14 protein-coding genes are annotated in these 17,116 nt (G+C 63.6%); 4 read left to right on the forward strand and 10 right to left on the reverse strand.

What is annotated here, in order from left to right; translation table 11 throughout:
- Nucleotides 1-11: 11 nt before the first annotated feature.
- The 8 genes from bioB to scpA all read right to left on the reverse strand — a co-directional run bounded on the left by bioB (nucleotide 12) and on the right by scpA (nucleotide 10,202).
- On the reverse strand, nucleotides 12-1,112 hold the full coding sequence (gene bioB, locus AC2YJX_RS01790) for a biotin synthase BioB (protein WP_121420202.1): 1,101 nt from the start codon (nucleotides 1,110-1,112) through the stop codon (nucleotides 12-14).
- A gap of 394 nt (nucleotides 1,113-1,506) precedes the next feature.
- On the reverse strand, nucleotides 1,507-1,983 hold the full coding sequence (locus tag AC2YJX_RS01795) for a VOC family protein (RefSeq protein WP_487255115.1): 477 nt from the start codon (nucleotides 1,981-1,983) through the stop codon (nucleotides 1,507-1,509).
- Between the two features lie 85 nt (nucleotides 1,984-2,068).
- Nucleotides 2,069-2,854: a YdcF family protein gene (locus AC2YJX_RS01800; RefSeq protein WP_487255116.1), complete on the reverse strand. Its 786-nt coding sequence runs from the start codon at nucleotides 2,852-2,854 to the stop codon at nucleotides 2,069-2,071.
- 37 nt (nucleotides 2,855-2,891) lie between these two features.
- The gene (locus AC2YJX_RS01805; protein WP_487255117.1) at nucleotides 2,892-4,940 is read right to left on the reverse strand and encodes an acetyl-CoA carboxylase biotin carboxylase subunit; all 2,049 of its coding nucleotides are present in this window, start codon (nucleotides 4,938-4,940) and stop codon (nucleotides 2,892-2,894) included.
- A 23-nt stretch (nucleotides 4,941-4,963) separates the two neighbouring features.
- Complete coding sequence (locus AC2YJX_RS01810; RefSeq protein WP_487255118.1) at nucleotides 4,964-5,419, reverse strand: PH domain-containing protein; 456 nt, start codon at nucleotides 5,417-5,419, stop codon at nucleotides 4,964-4,966.
- Between the two features lie 21 nt (nucleotides 5,420-5,440).
- Nucleotides 5,441-6,973 carry an acyl-CoA carboxylase subunit beta gene (locus AC2YJX_RS01815; protein WP_487255119.1) on the reverse strand — a complete coding sequence of 511 codons (1,533 nt, stop codon included), beginning with the start codon at nucleotides 6,971-6,973 and terminating at the stop codon, nucleotides 5,441-5,443.
- Between the two features lie 35 nt (nucleotides 6,974-7,008).
- On the reverse strand, nucleotides 7,009-8,037 hold the full coding sequence (gene meaB, locus AC2YJX_RS01820) for a methylmalonyl Co-A mutase-associated GTPase MeaB (protein ID WP_487255120.1): 1,029 nt from the start codon (nucleotides 8,035-8,037) through the stop codon (nucleotides 7,009-7,011).
- A complete protein-coding gene (scpA, locus tag AC2YJX_RS01825) occupies nucleotides 8,034-10,202 on the reverse strand; it encodes a methylmalonyl-CoA mutase (protein ID WP_431149294.1) in 2,169 nt (722 codons plus the stop codon). The genes meaB and scpA overlap by 4 nt, the downstream gene beginning before the upstream one ends.
- A 143-nt stretch (nucleotides 10,203-10,345) precedes the next feature.
- On the opposite strand from scpA, the gene AC2YJX_RS01830 reads away from it, so the two are divergent.
- A complete protein-coding gene (locus AC2YJX_RS01830; protein ID WP_487255121.1) occupies nucleotides 10,346-10,981 on the forward strand; it encodes a GntR family transcriptional regulator in 636 nt (211 codons plus the stop codon).
- Nucleotides 10,982-11,228: 247 nt separating this feature from the next.
- Entirely contained in the window at nucleotides 11,229-13,085 is a 1,857-nt protein-coding gene (locus AC2YJX_RS01835) for an AMP-dependent synthetase/ligase (protein ID WP_487255122.1), read from the forward strand.
- 12 nt (nucleotides 13,086-13,097) lie between these two features.
- Here AC2YJX_RS01835 and AC2YJX_RS01840 read toward each other — a convergent pair whose 3' ends face one another.
- The gene (locus tag AC2YJX_RS01840; protein ID WP_487255123.1) at nucleotides 13,098-14,228 is read right to left on the reverse strand and encodes a saccharopine dehydrogenase family protein; all 1,131 of its coding nucleotides are present in this window, start codon (nucleotides 14,226-14,228) and stop codon (nucleotides 13,098-13,100) included.
- 170 nt (nucleotides 14,229-14,398) lie between these two features.
- Between AC2YJX_RS01840 and AC2YJX_RS01845 the strand changes: the two genes are divergently transcribed.
- A complete protein-coding gene (locus AC2YJX_RS01845; RefSeq protein WP_228895429.1) occupies nucleotides 14,399-14,851 on the forward strand; it encodes an Lrp/AsnC family transcriptional regulator in 453 nt (150 codons plus the stop codon).
- Nucleotides 14,852-14,948: 97 nt separating this feature from the next.
- Here the strand turns inward: AC2YJX_RS01845 and AC2YJX_RS01850 are convergent, their stop codons facing one another.
- Nucleotides 14,949-15,536: a lysophospholipid acyltransferase family protein gene (locus AC2YJX_RS01850; protein WP_121420213.1), complete on the reverse strand. Its 588-nt coding sequence runs from the start codon at nucleotides 15,534-15,536 to the stop codon at nucleotides 14,949-14,951.
- 261 nt (nucleotides 15,537-15,797) lie between these two features.
- On the opposite strand from AC2YJX_RS01850, the gene AC2YJX_RS01855 reads away from it, so the two are divergent.
- Nucleotides 15,798-16,979, forward strand: a complete 1,182-nt coding sequence (locus AC2YJX_RS01855) for an alkane 1-monooxygenase (RefSeq protein ID WP_228895431.1) — start codon at nucleotides 15,798-15,800, stop codon at nucleotides 16,977-16,979.
- Nucleotides 16,980-17,116 lie beyond the last annotated feature (137 nt).

A 17,116-nucleotide genomic window follows, 5' to 3' on the forward strand; every position in this document is an offset into this window, starting at 1 on the left:
CCGCCACGCTCTCAGCAGCAGGCGCCTGCGGCGCTTTCCTCTGCCCCACTTTCGGAGGAAGTGGTGGTGCGGTGTCCGTTGAGGCCCAGCTTGGCCAGCAGTTGCACGTCAGCCTCGACATCGGGGTTGCCGGTCACCAGCAGCTTGTCGCCATAAAAGATGGAGTTGGCGCCCGCCATGAAACACAGCGCCTGCACGGCTTCGCCCATCTGCTGGCGCCCTGCGGACAGGCGCACCCGGGCCTTGGGCATGGTGATGCGGGCCACGGCGATCATGCGCACAAAATCGAACGGGTCGATGGGCTCGCTGTCAGCCAGGGGCGTGCCGGGCACGCGCACCAGGCTGTTGATGGGCACCGACTCGGGGTACGGCTGCAGGTTGGCCAGCTGGGCGATCAGGCCAGCGCGGTGCACGGGCGCCTCGCCCATGCCCACAATCCCACCGCAGCACACGCTGATGCCCGCGCTGCGCACATGCGCCAGTGTGTCCAGCCGGTCCTGGTAGGCGCGGGTGCTCACCACATCGGTGTAGTACTCAGGGGCGGTGTCCAGGTTGTGGTTGTAGTAGTCCAGCCCCGCATCCTTGAGGGCCTGCGCCTGGTGCGATTCGAGCATGCCCAGGGTGGCGCAGGTCTGCAGGCCCAGGCCCTTCACGGCACCGATCAGGGCGCTGACTTTTTCGATGTCGCGGTCCTTGGGCGCGCGCCAGGCGGCGCCCATGCAAAAGCGCGTGGCCCCCGCATCCTTGGCAGCCTGGGCAGCGCGCACCACTTCGTCCACCTCCATCAGCTTGTCGGCTTTCACGCCCGTATCGAACTCGGCCGCCTGCGGGCAGTAGCCACAGTTTTCGGGGCAGCCGCCGGTTTTGACGGACAGCAGCGTGGCCAGCTCGATGTCGCCCGCAGGCCAGTGCTGGCGGTGCACGGTCTGCGCTTCAAACAGCAGGTCCATCAAGGGCTTGTCGAGCAACGCCTGGATGGCTTCCACGCTCCACGGGCCTTGTGAGGTGGCAGTGGCTGGGCGCCGATGCACCTGGACGTTTTGTACGGTGGGTGCTGGCGGCACAGGCTGGGCGGCGGGCATGGCAAGGGTCGTGGAGGACATGGCGATCAATTCCCTTCAAGGCATTCGCCCCACCGTGGCACGGAGCCACCCGAGGCTTAAGAAGTTGTTTAGCGACACCGCGCGCACGGCACACCACGGATGATTTGGCATGGCGCGCTGCGAGGTGGGCGGATTCTGGACGAGAAAACGGCACAAAAGCACGCCACAGGGTCACAAAAGATGCCAAGAAAAACGAGGCATCAACAACCGTCAAGTTCTGAACTTTTTAGAAGCAGAAGGCTGCACGTTGATTGAACTTGCCGGGCCTTTGGGGCAGTCAGTTTCTTGGCGCCTTCAACAGCCCCGTTGTGGTGGTTATCTGCTCCCATCTGGCACTCTGTGCAGCCGAGCAGCGCCGGGAGATGGCCGACGTTGGTGCGCTTTGGAGAACGATTTTTCGCAACTATGAACCCAGTGCAGCAATCACGTCGGCCGGGGCCTGCACCAGTTCGATCAAGACGCCCTCGCCCGCAATCGGAAACTCATCGTTGCTCTTGGGGTGTAAAAACGTGATGTCGTACCCTGCCGCACCCTTGCGGATACCGCCGGGCGCAAAACGCACGCCCTGGGCCGTGAGCCATTCCACGGCCTTGGGCAAATCGTCGATCCATAGCCCAATGTGGTTGAGCGGCGTGGTGTGCACGGCGGGTTTTTTGTCGATGTCCAGCGGCTGCATGATGTCCACCTCGACCTTGTAGGCGCCCTGCCCCATGGCCAGGATGTCTTCGTCCACGTTTTCGCGCTCGCTCTGGAAGGTGCCGGTTTGGGTGAGGCCCAGCATGTCCACCCACAGGGTTTTCATGCGCTGCTTGTCGGTGCCGCCAATGGCGACCTGCTGAATGCCCAGGACTTTGAACGGGCGACGAAGGGATGTGGTCATTGTGCTTGCTCCTTGATTGATAGCTGCTTGCGCTTATGGATAAAGCGCTAGAGGCCAATTTGACCTAAAAATACCTTGCTCCCGGCTACCCTTCGTTCAACACCCAGCTGCTGAGCGTGGCGAAGTACTCGCGCAGCCAGGCGTTGTAGCGCGTGGCCAGGGGCGTGGGTGCCGCTACCGGCACCATGTGGGTAAAGCCATGGCGCTGGGCAATGCGCAGAGCACGAGGCAGGTGGAAGTCGCTGGTCACCAGCGCGAGCGGGACCGTGGCGGCAACACCGCGCGCCTCCAGCAAGGGGCGACTTAACGCCAGATTCAGCTCGGTGCTGGTGCTGTCCTTCTCCAGCACCAGGCGTTCCGGCGCGATACCGTGGCGTTCTTGCAGATAGCGCGCCATCACCTCCGCCTCGGTATCTGTGGTGCCCCAAACTTGCCCACCACACACAGCGATCAGCGCCTCAGGCTGCAAGCGGGCCAGCGCGGCCGCTGTGTCCAGCCGCGCCGCCAGTGCCGGGCGGGGCTGTCCGTTCTGGATACCCGCTCCCAGCACCACGATGGCCTGCACAGGCGGTGCCTCTGGCGGAGAAACGCCAGCACCCCGCAAGAAGAAAACCCAGAAAACCACCACGCTGAGCATCCACGCCGCCAGACCCCACCAGCCCACGCGCCACCACTGCTGGCGCTGCCGGTCATGGTGCAGCCAGCGCGTGAGGGGTGCCCACCACACCGCGATGGTCAGAAACAACGCTCCCAGCGCAACCGGCAACATGGTGCCCAGGTTGAAGTGCCCCAGAACCATCAGCACCGCGCCGTCCAGAAACAGCACCCCGCCGACCAGCGCCAGCAGCGTGCGCACAGCCACCGCCGTCATCGCAGGCTGCAGGATGGAGCGCGAGGCGAAGGCGCCATCAGACGAATTCCAGAATGATCTGGTCCACCGCCAGCGATTCGCCCTTGCCCGCCGTGATCTTGCCGACCACGCCATCCTGCGCTGCAAAGAGGATGTTCTCCATCTTCATGGCCTCGATCACCGCCAGCTTTTCACCGGCCTGCACCTTCTGGCCGGGCTGCACCGCCACATCGACCAGCAGACCGGGCATGGGCGAGAGCAGGAACTTGGACAGGTCTGGCGGCGCCTTGAACGGCATCAGCTTGTGCAGCTTCGCGCCCAGTGGCGACAGGACCAGTGCGTCGATCTGCGTGCCGTTGTGCGCAATGCGCAGCGCCAGCGGGTTCTTGCCCACGCCGCGCTCCACCTGGGCCGTAAAGCCCTGGCCGTTGCAGGCGCCCTGCACGCGAATCTGGCCCAGCGTGGCATTGCTACTGATCTGATAGCTGATACCACCCACCAGTACAGCGCTAGAGCCAGATTTGTCTTCAAAGTCGGACACCGTCACCTCATGGTGCTGGTTCTGCCCTTCGGCGCCCAGCGTGACCACCACAAACTCCTCGCCCACCTTCACCTCGTGCCCGGCCAGCTGGCCACTGATGCCCGAGGCGCGGGCGCGGTAGCGGCGGTGCATGAACGCGGCCAGTGCCACCAGGAACAGCGGGTCAGCGTGCGGCACGTCTTCAGCGTGAAAGCCCTTGCCGTAGTTCTCGGCGATGAAGCCGGTGTTGAAGTCGCCCGTCACGAATTTGGGGTGCGCCAGCAGCGCGGCCTGGAACGGGATGTTGCTGCTGATGCCGCGAATCACAAAGCCGTTCAGCGCCGCGCGCATCTTGGCAATCGCATCGTTACGGTCCGTGCCGTGCACGATGAGCTTGGCAATCATCGAGTCGTAGTACATGGGGATCTCGCCGCCCTCATACACGCCCGTGTCCACCCGCACGCCCAATTTTTTGGTCGGATCGGACTGGAACATCGACTCCTCCGGCGGCTGAAAGCGCACCAGGCGGCCGGTGGAAGGCAGGAAGTTGCGGAACGGGTCTTCGGCGTTGATGCGGCACTCAATGGCCCAGCCGTCGCGCTTCACGTCGGCTTGCGTCAACGGCAGCGTCTCGCCCGCCGCCACGCGGATCATCAGCTCCACCAGGTCCAGGCCGGTGATGCATTCCGTCACCGGGTGCTCCACCTGCAGGCGGGTGTTCATCTCCAGGAAGTAGAAGTCCTGGTCCTTGCCGACCACGAACTCCACCGTGCCCGCGCTCTGGTACTTGACGGCCTTGGCCAGTTGCACCGCCTGCTCGCCCATGGCCTTGCGGGTGGCGTCGCTGATGAAGGGCGATGGCGCCTCTTCAATCACCTTCTGGTGGCGGCGCTGGATGGAGCACTCGCGCTCGTTCAGGTAGATCACGTTGCCGTGGCTGTCGCCCAGCACCTGGATCTCGATGTGGCGCGGCTCCTGCACAAACTTTTCGATGAAGATGCGGTCATCGCCAAAGCTGTTGCGGGCTTCGTTCTGGCAGCTGGCAAAGCCTTCAAACGCTTCCTTGTCGTTGAACGCCACGCGCAGGCCCTTGCCGCCGCCACCGGCCGAGGCCTTGATCATCACGGGGTAGCCAATGCCCTTGGCAATCTCCACCGCTTGCTCGGGGCCCGCGATGGCATCGTTGTAGCCAGGAATCGTGTTGACCTTGGCCTCGTTGGCCAGCTTCTTGGACGCGATCTTGTCTCCCATGGCCGCAATCGAATGCGCCTTGGGGCCGATGAAGGCAATGCCCTCGTCTTCGCAGCGCTTGGCAAAGGCCTCGTTTTCGGAGAGGAAGCCATAGCCCGGGTGCACGGCCTGCGCGCCAGTCTGCTTGCAGGCGGCAATGATCTTGTCGGCCAGCAGGTACGACTCGCGCGAGGGCGCGGCGCCAATGTGCACGGCCTCGTCGGCCAGCTTGACGTGCCGGGCTTCCTTGTCGGCGTCGGAATAGACGGCGACGGTGGCGATGCCCATTTTCTTGGCCGTTGCAATCACTCGGCAGGCGATTTCGCCACGGTTGGCGATCAGGATTTTGGTGAACATAACAAGTTCCTCAAAAGGAAATTTCAAAAACCAGTAACTAAGACGGAAGGACAGCGCTGGCGCAAAGCGTCAATGAAGCGCTGCTTCTCACGCGGCGACACCAAAATGCTTCGGTCTGCCCCATAGCGAATGCTCAAGCGGTCGAGCGACAGCGCAGGCGACGAAATCCAACTGTGCGATGGCGAGACCTCGCGTACATCGCCCAGCACAATGCGCCAGCGAAACGGACCACTGCGAATCAGCAGATCGTCCGCCGTGAGTGTGTAGTTGGTGTCCAGTACCAACCACAGCGGCAGCAGCAGCGTAAGGGCCACGATGACCGCCAACAGCGCAAGCATCGGTGGCGTGCCACCAGAGTTCAGCACGAACGGCCCCGCAAGCCCTGCTACTGCGGTTGCTGCCGTCAATGCCGCGAGCGGGCCGATGGCAACAAGCCATGAGTCCACTCTGGATGGGAAGAACGCGCGGATCTGTGCCATTGCCTGCTACCAATGCCCTGCTTACAGCGGAATGTTCCCATGCTTGCGCCAGGGGTTTTCCAGCTTCTTATCGCGCAACATCACCAGCGACCGGCAGATCCGCTTGCGCGTCTCATGCGGCAGGATCACGTCGTCGATAAAGCCACGCGCACCGGCCACAAACGGGTTGGCAAAACGCTGCTTGTATTCGGCCTCACGCGCGGCCAGCTTCACGGGGTCGTTCTTGTCTTCGCGGAAGATGATCTCCACCGCGCCCTTGGCACCCATCACCGCGATTTCGGCGTTGGGCCAGGCAAGATTGACGTCGCCGCGCAAGTGTTTGCTGCTCATCACGTCGTACGCACCGCCGTAGGCCTTGCGGGTAATGACGGTGATCTTGGGCACGGTGCATTCGGCGTAGGCGTACAGCAGCTTGGCGCCGTGCTTGATGATGCCGCCGTACTCCTGGCTGGTGCCGGGCATGAAGCCGGGCACGTCGACAAACGTGACCACGGGGATGTTGAAAGCATCGCAAAAGCGCACGAAGCGCGCGGCCTTGATGGAACTCTTGATGTCCAGGCAACCCGCCAGCACCAGCGGCTGGTTGGCCACGATGCCCACGGTCTGGCCTTCCATGCGGGCAAAGCCGATCAGGATGTTCTTAGCGTATTCGGGCTGCAGTTCGAAGAAGTCGCCGTCGTCCACCGTCTTGACGATCAGCTCCTTCATGTCGTACGGCTTGTTCGGGTTGTCCGGCACCAGGGTGTCCAGGCTCAAGTCCATGCGGTCGGCCGGGTCGTTGCTCTTGCGAACGGGGGCCTTTTCGCGGTTGTTCAGCGGCAGGTAGTTGTACAGGCGGCGCAGCATCATCAGCGCCTCCACGTCGTTCTCAAACGCCATGTCGGCCACGCCGCTCTTGGTGGTGTGGGTGATGGCGCCGCCCAGTTCTTCGGCGGTGACTTCTTCGTGCGTCACGGTCTTCACCACTTCGGGGCCTGTTACGAACATGTAGCTCGAATCCTTGACCATGAAGATGAAGTCCGTCATGGCGGGCGAGTACACGGCGCCACCGGCGCTGGGGCCCATGATCATGCTGATCTGCGGGATCACGCCGCTGGCCAGCACGTTCTTCTGAAACACGTCGGCATAGCCGCCGAGGGACGCGACACCTTCCTGGATGCGGGCGCCGCCCGAGTCGTTCAGGCCGATGACCGGAGCGCCGACCTTCATGGCCTGGTCCATCACCTTGCAGATCTTTTCGGCGTGGGTTTCGCTGAGCGCACCGCCAAACACCGTGAAGTCTTGGCTGAACACGAACACCAGGCGGCCATTGATCATGCCGTAGCCTGTCACCACACCGTCGCCGGGGATCTTGTTGTCCTCCATGCCAAAGTCGGTGCAGCGGTGTTCGACGAACATGTCCCATTCTTCGAACGTGCCGTCGTCCAGCAGCAGCTCAATGCGCTCGCGCGCCGTGAGCTTGCCCTTGGCGTGCTGCGCATCAATGCGCTTTTGCCCGCCGCCCAGGCGTGCCAGGGCACGCTTTTTCTCCAGTTGCTCCAGGATGTCTTGCATGGTCGTCCTTTGGTGAATGGGTTGGTGTCTACTATTTATTTGATAGCTGCCAGCGCATGATTGGATTGCGCTAGCAGCAGATTTCGTGCTGCAGTCGATGCCGCAATGCGTCCTGCGGCCACATCGGCCTGCATCTGGGGCAGTAGCTCACGCACCTGCGGGTGCTGGCGAAACGCGAGCTTGAGGCCTGCGTCGATGCGCTCCCACATCCAGGACAGCGCCTGCTTCTCGCGCCGCGTGGCCAGGCGGCCGTTGGCGGATTGCAGCAGGCGGAATTGCGTGACAGCGGCCCAGAAGCTGTCTACGCCCTGCCCCAGCAGCGCGCTGATTTGCACTACCTTCGGGTGCCACAGCGTTTCGTCGTGGTGCGCGTTCTCGGGGTTGCCGTGTTGGCTGAGCAGACGCAGGCTGGAGGTGATCTGCGCCTCGGCGCGCGTGGCAGCGTTCTTGTCGATGTCGGCCTTGTTGATGACCACCAGGTCGGCAATCTCCATCACGCCCTTCTTGATGGCCTGCAGGTCGTCGCCTGCGTTGGGCAGCTGCATCAGCACGAACATGTCCGTCATGCCCGCCACCGCAATCTCGCTCTGGCCCACGCCCACGGTCTCGACGATGACCACGTCGTAGCCTGCGGCCTCGCAGACCAGCATGGCTTCGCGGGTCTTCTCGGCCACGCCGCCCAGTGTGCCGCTGGAGGGGCTGGGGCGGATGTAGGCCTTTTCGTGCACCGACAGGTGTTCCATGCGCGTCTTGTCGCCCAGGATGGAGCCGCCCGAGACGGTGCTGGAGGGGTCGATGGTGAGCACGGCCACGCGGTGGCCCTGGGCGATCAGGTACAGGCCCAAGGCTTCGATGAAGGTGGATTTGCCTACGCCGGGCACGCCGCTGATGCCGAGGCGGAAGGCCTTGCCGGTGTGCGGGAGCAGCTGGGTCAGCAGCTCGTCGGCCTGGGCGCGATGGTCCACCCGCGTTGATTCGAGCAGCGTGATGGCTTTGGACATGGCGCGGCGTTGCACCGCCGCCGTGCCCTGCACCACCCCGTCAAGAAGCGCCGCAGGTGTCACGCCACCGCCTTGCGAATCTGCTCCAGCACATCCTTGGCGCTGGCGGGAATGGGTGTGCCGGGGCCGTACACGCCCTTGACGCCCGACTCGTACAAGAAGTCGTAGTCCTGCGCCGGGATCACACCACCCACAAACACGATGATGTCGTCCGCACCCTGGTCCTTGAGCGACTGAATGATGGCGGGCACCAGCGTCTTGTGGCCCGCAGCCAGCGTGCTCACGCCCACGGCGTGCACGTCGTTTTCAATCGCCTGGCGGGCGCATTCCTCGGGGGTCTGGAACAGCGGGCCCATGTCCACGTCAAAGCCCAGGTCGGCAAAGGCGGTGGCCACCACCTTGGCGCCCCGGTCATGGCCGTCCTGGCCCAGCTTGGCGATCATCACGCGCGGGCGGCGGCCCTGTTCTTCGGCAAAGGCGTTGATTTCGGTCTTGAGTTTGTCCCAGCCTTCGGCCGAGTCATAGGCAGCTGCGTACACACCGGTCACCTTTTGCGTATCGGCGCGGTGGCGCCCAAAAACCTTCTCCAGCGCATCGCTGATCTCGCCCACTGTGGCACGCAGACGCACAGCCTGGATGGACAAATCGAGCAGGTTGCCCTCGCCACTCTCTGCGGCGGCGGTCAACGCATCCAGCGCTGCCTGCACCTTGGCGGCATCGCGCGTTGCACGGATCTTTTGCAGGCGAGCGATCTGGCCGTCACGCACCTTCATGTTGTCGATCTGCAGGATGTCGACCGGGTCTTCCTTCGCCAGCTTGTATTTGTTGACGCCCACGATCACGTCCTTGCCGCTGTCGATGCGCGCCTGCTTCTCGGCGGCAGCAGCTTCGATCTTGAGCTTCGCCCAGCCGCTGTCCACGGCCTGGGTCATGCCACCCATGGCCTCGACCTCTTCGATGATCTTCCAGGCCGCATCGGCCATGTCCTGGGTCAGCTTCTCCATCATGTAGCTGCCGGCCCAGGGGTCGATCACGTTGGTGATGTGGGTCTCTTCCTGGATGATGAGCTGCGTGTTGCGCGCAATGCGGGCGCTGAACTCGGTGGGCAGCGCAATGGCTTCGTCAAAGCTGTTGGTGTGCAGACTCTGCGTGCCGCCAAACACGGCCGCCATGGCCTCGATGGTGGTGCGCACCACGTTGTTGTAGGGATCCTGCTCGGTGAGGCTCCAGCCCGAGGTCTGGCAGTGCGTGCGCAACATGAGGCTCTTGGGGTTCTTGGCCCCCGTGGCCTTCATGATGCGGCACCACAGCAGGCGCGCGGCGCGCATCTTGGCGACTTCGAGATAGAAGTTCATGCCAATCGCCCAGAAGAACGACAGGCGCCCGGCGAACTCGTCCACGTCCATGCCCTTGGCGATGGCAGTCTTCACATACTCCTTGCCATCGGCCAGTGTGAAGGCCAGTTCCAGCGCCTGGTTGGCCCCGGCTTCCTGCATGTGGTAGCCGCTGATCGAGATCGAGTTGAACTTCGGCATGTTCTTGGCCGTGTACTCGATGATGTCGCCAATGATCTTCATCGACGGCTTGGGCGGGTAGATGTAGGTGTTGCGCACCATGAACTCTTTCAGAATGTCGTTCTGAATGGTTCCGGAGAGCTTGTCTTGCGAGACGCCCTGCTCTTCTGCCGCCACCACATAGCCCGCCAGCACGGGCAACACCGCGCCGTTCATGGTCATCGACACGGACACCTTGTCGAGCGGGATCTGGTCGAACAGGATCTTCATGTCTTCGACCGAGTCGATTGCCACCCCGGCCTTGCCCACATCGCCCGTCACGCGGGGGTGGTCGCTGTCGTAACCCCGGTGGGTTGCCAGGTCAAACGCCACACTCACGCCCTGCCCGCCTGCGGCCAGCGCCTTGCGGTAGAAGGCGTTGGATTCTTCAGCAGTGGAAAAGCCCGCGTACTGGCGGATCGTCCAGGGCCGCACGGCATACATGGTGGCCTGGGGGCCGCGCAGATAGGGCTCAAAACCGGGCAGCGTGTTGGCGTACGGCAGACCGGCCGTGTCTTCGGCGGTGTACAGCGGCTTGACGGTGATGCCATCGGGCGTGACCCAGTTGAGGGCGCTGACATCGCCCCCCGGCGCCGACTTGGCTGCGGCCTTGGCCCAGGCTTCCAGCGAAGACGCGGAGAACTCTGGGGCGTTGTTGGTGGGGTTGTCACTCATGGCAAAAGCTACTCCGAAGATGGCGTTGGGGCGTCCAACACAGCGCACAGGCGGTGACCGCACAGGTGCAGTGGTGTGGCGGCGAGTTTACATCATTCATAATTATTGATTCAAAATATTCCACCCAGCTTACAATCTGCCCCATGTCTGCCCTCACCCTCACTCCCCGCGCGCTCTACGAAGAAGTGGCCGAGCATTTGCGCCAGCGCATCTTCCGTCGCGATCTGGAGCCGGGCAGCTGGATTGACGAACTCAAGATTGCCGAGGAATTCGGCATCAGCCGCACGCCCCTGCGCGAGGCGCTCAAGGTACTGGCCGCTGAAGGTCTGGTCACGATGAAGGTGCGCCGTGGCGCCTATGTGACGGAGATGAGCGAAAAAGACCTGCGCGACGTGTACCACCTGCTCAGCCTGCTGGAGAGCGATGCCGCAGGCGTGGTGGCCACCACCGCCACACCGGCTCAGCTGCAAACATTGCAGGATTTGCATGCCGAGCTGGAGGCCGCCGCCAATGAGCGTGAGCGCTTCTTTGCAGTCAACGAGCGCTTTCACATGCTGCTGCTGGAGCTGGCCGACAACCGATGGCGCAGCCAGATGGTGGCCGACCTGCGCAAGGTGATGAAGCTCAACCGCCACAACTCGCTGCTCAAGCAGGGGCGGATTGAGGATTCACTGAAAGAGCACCGCGCCATCCTCGGCGCGATGATGGCGCGCGATGCCAAGGCGACGGTGAAGGCGATGCAGGCGCATTTTGCGCAGGGGCTGGAAGCGGCGACCTGAGAGACGACCTGAGAGACGACCTGCGGCAATACGGCCTGCGAGCGATTCACCAGCGAGTGCATCTGGTCTGTTCGGGCTTTCGCCGCGCTATTGCAGCGCATCATCATTTCGTAAATCGGAATGCACCATTTGCAACACAACAGCGTGTTGCAGCGCCAGATCCCGCTGGTTCGCTCGCTATCATTCCCCGGGTTTACACCAAGGCCACGGCGCATCCCGCGCCTGACGACTTCCCCGCAGAGCCTGCATGACCCCCTCCCCCGCCGATATCGCCAGCGTCTGCACGCTGCCCCAGCTTCTCGCCTACCGCGCTGCGCGCACCCCCAACTCCGAGGCGTACCGAGCCTTCGACACCACCTCCCAAGCCTGGACGAGCTTGACCTGGGCTGAGACAGCCCAACGCGTGGGCACATGGGCCCAGGCCCTGGCGGCCATGCAACTGCCCGCAGCGGCGCGCATCGCCATCCTGCTGCCCAACGGCCTGAACGCGATGTGCGCGGACCAGGCAACCTTGGCCACCGGCTGCGTTCCCGTGCCGCTGCATGCCATCGACAACGCCGGCAGCATTGCCTACATCCTGGCCGACTGCGAGGCGTCGATGCTCTTTGTGAGCCACGTGGAGCAGTGGGAAAAAATTCAGGCCGTCGGCACGCCATTTCCGGCCCTGCGTGCAGTGGTCATCACAGATGGCGGCGCCTCGCTCACCGCAATACCAGCGTCTGGGGACGGCCCTGCGGTCGGTTCGCTGGTGCAATGGCTGGCCGGTGCGGCACATGCGGGCAGCGCAACCGTTCCCAAAGCCCCGGAGGCAGACGACCTGGCGGCCATCGTCTACACCTCTGGCACCACGGGCAAGCCTAAGGGCGTGATGCTGACGCACCACAACGTGGTCAGCGACGTGAAGGCGGTGCTGGAGCGCATTGCCCCCACGGTGGAGGACGTGTTCCTGTCGTTCCTGCCGCTGTCGCACACGTTTGAACGCACGGGCGGGTACTACCTGCCGATTGCGGCGGGCAGTTGTGTGGCCTATGCGCGCTCGGTGCCTCAACTGGCCGAAGACCTGAAAACGGTACGCCCCACGGTGCTGGTGTCGGTGCCGCGCATTTACGAACGCATCCACGCCAAGCTTCTCGAAAAGTTGTCACCCACGCCCTGGAAGATGCAGCTGTATGAAGCCGCGCAGAACAAGGGCTGGGCGCGGTTTTGCGCCGCCCAAGGCTTGCCCGCGCCGACTCCCGACGCCAGCAGCCAGGCCGCAGGCTGGATGGCTGCCCTGCCCTGGTCGGTGCTGCAGGCCCTGGTGGCAAAGCCGCTACTGGCCCAATTTGGCGGCCGTGTGCGCGTGGCGGTAAGTGGCGGGGCACCGCTGTCGCCCACCATTGCGAAGTGTTTTCTGGGCCTGGGGCTGCCGCTGATCCAGGGCTACGGAATGACCGAGACTGCACCGGTGGTGTCGGTCAACGCACTAGACGACAACGACCCCGCCTGCGTAGGCAAGGCATTACCCGGTGTGGAAGTGCGCATTGGCGACAACCGCGAACTGCAGGTGCGCGGCCCCATCGTGATGAAGGGCTACTGGAAGCGTCCGGAAGACACGGCCAAGATCCTGGGCGCAGACGGCTGGCTGGGCACGGGCGACCAGGCCGAGATCGTGAACGGCCGCATTTACATCAAGGGCCGCATCAAGGAAATCATCGTCACCTCCACCGGCGAAAAGATCCCACCGGGCGACCTGGAGCTGGCCTTGCTGGCCGACCCTTTGTTGGAGCAGGCCTTTGTAGTGGGCGAAAACCGCCCCTTCATCGCCTGCGTGGCCGTGCTCAAGCGTGATGAATGGCAGCGGCTGGCGGGCGATCTGGGTCTTTCGGCCCAAGACGCCGACAGCCTGAACCACCCCAGCGTGCACCGCGCCGTGCTGGCCCGCATCGAAAAGAACACCGCCAGCTTTGCCCGATACGCCGTGCCGCGTGCGGTGCACCTGACGCTGGAGCCGTGGACCATTGAAAACACCTTCATGACGCCCACGCTCAAGCTCAAGCGCAGCAACCTGATGGCGCACTTTGCCGAGGCGATTGAGGGTATGTATCAGAAGCCGGGGCGCTAAGCCCAGGCTTTCTCAAAGCACCAACTCGCCCTCCCCTGCGTAAGCCACCCCAAACCGGTTCGCCAGAAAATCCGCCAGCAACACGGATTCCTGGCCCACGAAGCCGCGCTGCGGCAAGCGTCCCTGAGCCACCAGATCCAGCGCCGTGCAGATGCCCGCCGCCGTGGTGAGCTGAATGGCGCTCAGCGTGTGCCCCGCCACCTGGGTGCCGATGATGCGGGCGGAGTACGAGTCCTGCACCAGCCGGCCGCCCTTCAGGCCGGATGCGGTGGCAAACACCACGATCACATCCTGATCGGTGGTCGGAATGGCCGTCTCCAGAATGTCCTTGAGCAGATCGCGCCGGTCACGCAGGCGCAGGTCGTTGAGCAGCAGCTTCAGGATGGCGTTGTGGCCGGGGTAGCGGATGGACTGGTAGTCCACCTGGCGCGCCTTGCCTGCCAGCGTCTCGGTCAATGTGCCCAGCCCACCCGAGGTGTTGAACGCCTCGTATTCCACACCGTCGAGCGCGAAGGTTTCCAGCCCTTCCAGCGCGGGCACTGTGGTGCGCACTCCGTCCACAATGGCCTCGCAGGGGTTGCAGTATTCGTTGATGAGCCCTTCGGTGCTCCAGGTCAGGTTGTAACGCAGGGCGCCCTGGGGGTAGCGCGGAAGCGCGCCCACGCGCATGCGCAGCGTGTGCAGGGCGTCAAAACGGCGCGCCAAATCGTTGCCCACGATGCCGATGAAACCCGGGGCCAGACCACATTGGGGCATGAGCACGCTGCGGGCGTTGGCCGCCAGTGCCCGGATGGCCTGGGTGCTTGCCACGTCTTCGGTCAGGTCAAAGTAGTGCACTCCCGCTCCGGCACAAAGCGTCGCAACCGGCACGGCGCGGTGAAACGGCAGCGCGTTCAGCACGGCAAAACGGCCATCGATGGCGGTCTGCAGGCTTGCGTCGTCTGTCGCCAACTGGGTAGAGACGCCTAGCGCAGCCACCTCGGCCAGGCGCGCCGGGTCGCGGTCCACCACCAGGATGTCGTAGTCGCCGGCCTGCTGCAGCAGCAGCGCCATGGCAAAGCCGATGTGGCCCGCGCCCAGGATGGTGATGGCGCGATGGGTGGCGGCGTGGGAGGCGGTGGAGGTGTTGGAAAGGGTGGTCATAGCGGCACTCCCGGTGGTGGTCACTGCGTGAAGCAGTGAGCGGTGTTGAAGATGCCTTGATGCTAGGCAAGGGTGCTGTCAATGTGTAGCGCTAATAACGTCGAAAAACGCTCCTTGTTCTGCCATAACGGCGAATATGATGGACGTTATGACTTTTTGAGTAGGACCCCATGACACAACCCCTGGACGACACCGACCGCCAGCTGCTGAGCCTCCTGCAGGCCAATGCCCGCGAGGGCACGGCCACGCTGGCACGCAAGCTGGGGCTGGCCCGCACCACCGTGGTGGCGCGCATCGCGCGGCTGGAGCGCTCGGGGGTGGTCGCGGGTTACGGGGTGCGGCTGGGCACCCGGCTCGATGCCACCACCGTGCGGGCCTGGTGCAGCATCAGCGTGCTGCCCAAAACCGCGCCCACCGTGCTGCGCGCGCTGGAGGCCATGGCCGAGGTCGAAGAGGTATCCGCCGTGAGCGGGCCGTTTGACTATCTGGTGTTCTTGCGCTGCACCAGCCATGAGCAGCTCGACGCCCTGCTCGACAAGGTGGGCCAACTGGACGGCGTGCACCAGACGCAGACCAGCATCGTGCTCAGCCGCAAGATTGATCGCCGCAGTGTGGGGGCGTGAGCACCATTAACGCCCGCATTCACTTCATTTTTGATAGCTGCTTGCGCTTTATAGATAAGCGACAGAGCCAAATTTCACCAAAATTCAATGACCTGCATCAGGTCTCGAATTGCTTCGGGTTCTTCCCCTGGATCGGCGCATAAAACGCCTTGATACGCGCCATGTCGCTGTCGAGGTCACCCGTGGGCTCGAACACCGGGCCCAGGCCGCCTACCTTGCGACCATAGTCCACAAACGCAAGCACGATGGGCACACCCGCCTGCTGGGCGATGAAGTAAAAGCCTGTCTTCCAATGCCGCGTTTTGCCGCGTGTGCCCTCGGGCGGCACGATGAGTTGCATGGGGCCATCGGCCTCCCGCATCGCCTGGGCCGACGTGGCGACCAGGTTGCCGGACTGCTCCCGGTTCACCGGAATGCCGCCCAGCCAGCGCATCACGCCACCGAACGGCGCCTTGAACAGGCTGTGTTTGCCCATCCAGTACACCCGCAGGCGGAGCGAGAACGCCAGCATCAGCGTGTAAGGCAAGTCCCAGTTGCTGGTGTGGGGCGCGGCAATCAGCACACTTTTGGCGGCGTGGGTGGGCAAAGCGCCTTCAATCTTCCAGCCGGTAATGCGCAGCGTAAAGCGGGAAAAGGCGCGCAGGAGCGTGTTGACAACCGGAGTGTCAAAAATGGTGTGGTGCATGAGGGGGAGGCAGAAAACAGGCAGCGGCGGTCGTGCCACCGTCAATCGCAAGCGCCGGGAGTATCGCCGATAGCCCCTATGCCCAGTTTTGAGGCAGGGCAACCTGCCCGCGGAGAATCTCGTTGGCGGCATTGTCAACAATCTTCTCCCGGCCTCACTTTGGTCAAAAAGATCTGGCATTTCGAAGGCGCTTGACCAGAATGACTGGCATGGCTCTCCTTCCCCGGAGCCGACCCACCACGCCACGCTACGCCCTGGACCATGCTGCAAGCCGCCCGCAACGACGACGCCACCTACCGCGACCGCAAGCGGTATGCGTGGCTGTTGTCGCTGGTGGTTCCCTGCACCGTGGCCGTGGGCCCAGCGCTCATGCTCTGGACTGGCGAGGCGCTGACGCTGTGGACGCCGGTGGCGTTTTTCTACCTGGCGGCGCCGTTGCTGGACTGGCTGCTGGGCGTGGACCAGAGCAACCCACCCGAATCCGCCGTGCCGGCGCTGGAGCGAGACCGCTACTACCGCCGCATCACCTACCTGCTGGTGCCGGTGCTGTGGGCGGCTTTTATCTTCAGCACCTGGTTTGTGGCCACGCAGACGTTGCCCTGGCATGGTGTTCTGGCCATGGTGTTGACCACGGGCACGGTGGGCGGCTTCTGCATCAACCTGGGGCATGAGCTGGGCCATAAAAACTCCAAGCTCGAACGCTGGCTGGCCAAGTTGGTACTGGCACCCACGGCCTACGGGCACTTCTTCATCGAACACAACCGGGGCCACCACCGCGACGTGGCGACCCCGGCCGACCCGGCGTCGTCGCGCATGGGCGAGTCGATCTACCGCTTCGCGCTGCGCGAAATGCCCGGAGCCCTGCGCCGGGCCTGGGCGCTGGAGAAAGACCGGCTGGCGCGCCAGCAACAACCGCAGTTTTCCTGGCACAACGAAATCCTGCAGCCCGCGCTGATTACCCTGCTGCTATGGACCGCCCTGGCCCTGTGGCTGGGCCTTTTCGTGCTGCCGTTTCTGGTAGTGGCCTCGTTCTGGGCCAACTTTCAGCTCACCTCGGCCAACTACGTAGAGCACTACGGCCTGCTGCGCACGCAAGACGCCAGCGGCCGCTACGAGCCCTGCCAGCCACACCACTCGTGGAACAGCAACCACCTGTTCTCCAACTGGGCGCTGTTTCACCTGCAACGGCATTCCGACCACCACGCGCATCCGCTGCGGCGCTACCAGTCGCTGCGGCATTTCGACCATGTGCCGCAGCTACCGATTGGCTACTTCGGCATGTTCACCCTGGCCTACGTGCCGCCCCTGTGGCGCCGCGTGATGGACCCACGCCTGCTGGCCATGGCGGGGCGCGATGCAACCCACATCAACATCGACCCGCGCCAACGCGCCCAGGTGGTGCGCCGCTATGGGCTGCGCGAAGGGGCGCAGCCGGCGGGCTAGCACGCCCAAGGGCGCAACCGCACAGCGTTTTGTTGCAAGCCATTCGAAAGCTCTGTTTTTGATAGCAATTAGCGCTTGCTAGATAAGCGCTAGCACCCATTTCTATTCAAAACCACACGCTGGTGCTGGCCGCGAGG

The sequence above is a fragment of the Acidovorax sp. SRI_002 genome (assembly GCF_057586455.1).

Coding starts and splice junctions, on each gene's coding strand:
- AC2YJX_RS01795 (WP_487255115.1), bottom strand. CDS start 1,983: ATGACCACATCCCTTCGTCGCCCGTTCAAAGTCCTGGGCATTCAGCAG.
- AC2YJX_RS01800 (WP_487255116.1), bottom strand. CDS start 2,854: ATGACGGCGGTGGCTGTGCGCACGCTGCTGGCGCTGGTCGGCGGGGTG.
- AC2YJX_RS01805 (WP_487255117.1), bottom strand. CDS start 4,940: ATGTTCACCAAAATCCTGATCGCCAACCGTGGCGAAATCGCCTGCCGA.
- AC2YJX_RS01810 (WP_487255118.1), bottom strand. CDS start 5,419: ATGGCACAGATCCGCGCGTTCTTCCCATCCAGAGTGGACTCATGGCTT.
- AC2YJX_RS01815 (WP_487255119.1), bottom strand. CDS start 6,973: ATGCAAGACATCCTGGAGCAACTGGAGAAAAAGCGTGCCCTGGCACGC.
- scpA (WP_431149294.1), bottom strand. CDS start 10,202: ATGAGTGACAACCCCACCAACAACGCCCCAGAGTTCTCCGCGTCTTCG.
- AC2YJX_RS01830 (WP_487255121.1), top strand. CDS start 10,346: ATGTCTGCCCTCACCCTCACTCCCCGCGCGCTCTACGAAGAAGTGGCC.
- AC2YJX_RS01835 (WP_487255122.1), top strand. CDS start 11,229: ATGACCCCCTCCCCCGCCGATATCGCCAGCGTCTGCACGCTGCCCCAG.
- AC2YJX_RS01840 (WP_487255123.1), bottom strand. CDS start 14,228: ATGACCACCCTTTCCAACACCTCCACCGCCTCCCACGCCGCCACCCAT.
- AC2YJX_RS01845 (WP_228895429.1), top strand. CDS start 14,399: ATGACACAACCCCTGGACGACACCGACCGCCAGCTGCTGAGCCTCCTG.
- AC2YJX_RS01850 (WP_121420213.1), bottom strand. CDS start 15,536: ATGCACCACACCATTTTTGACACTCCGGTTGTCAACACGCTCCTGCGC.
- AC2YJX_RS01855 (WP_228895431.1), top strand. CDS start 15,798: ATGCTGCAAGCCGCCCGCAACGACGACGCCACCTACCGCGACCGCAAG.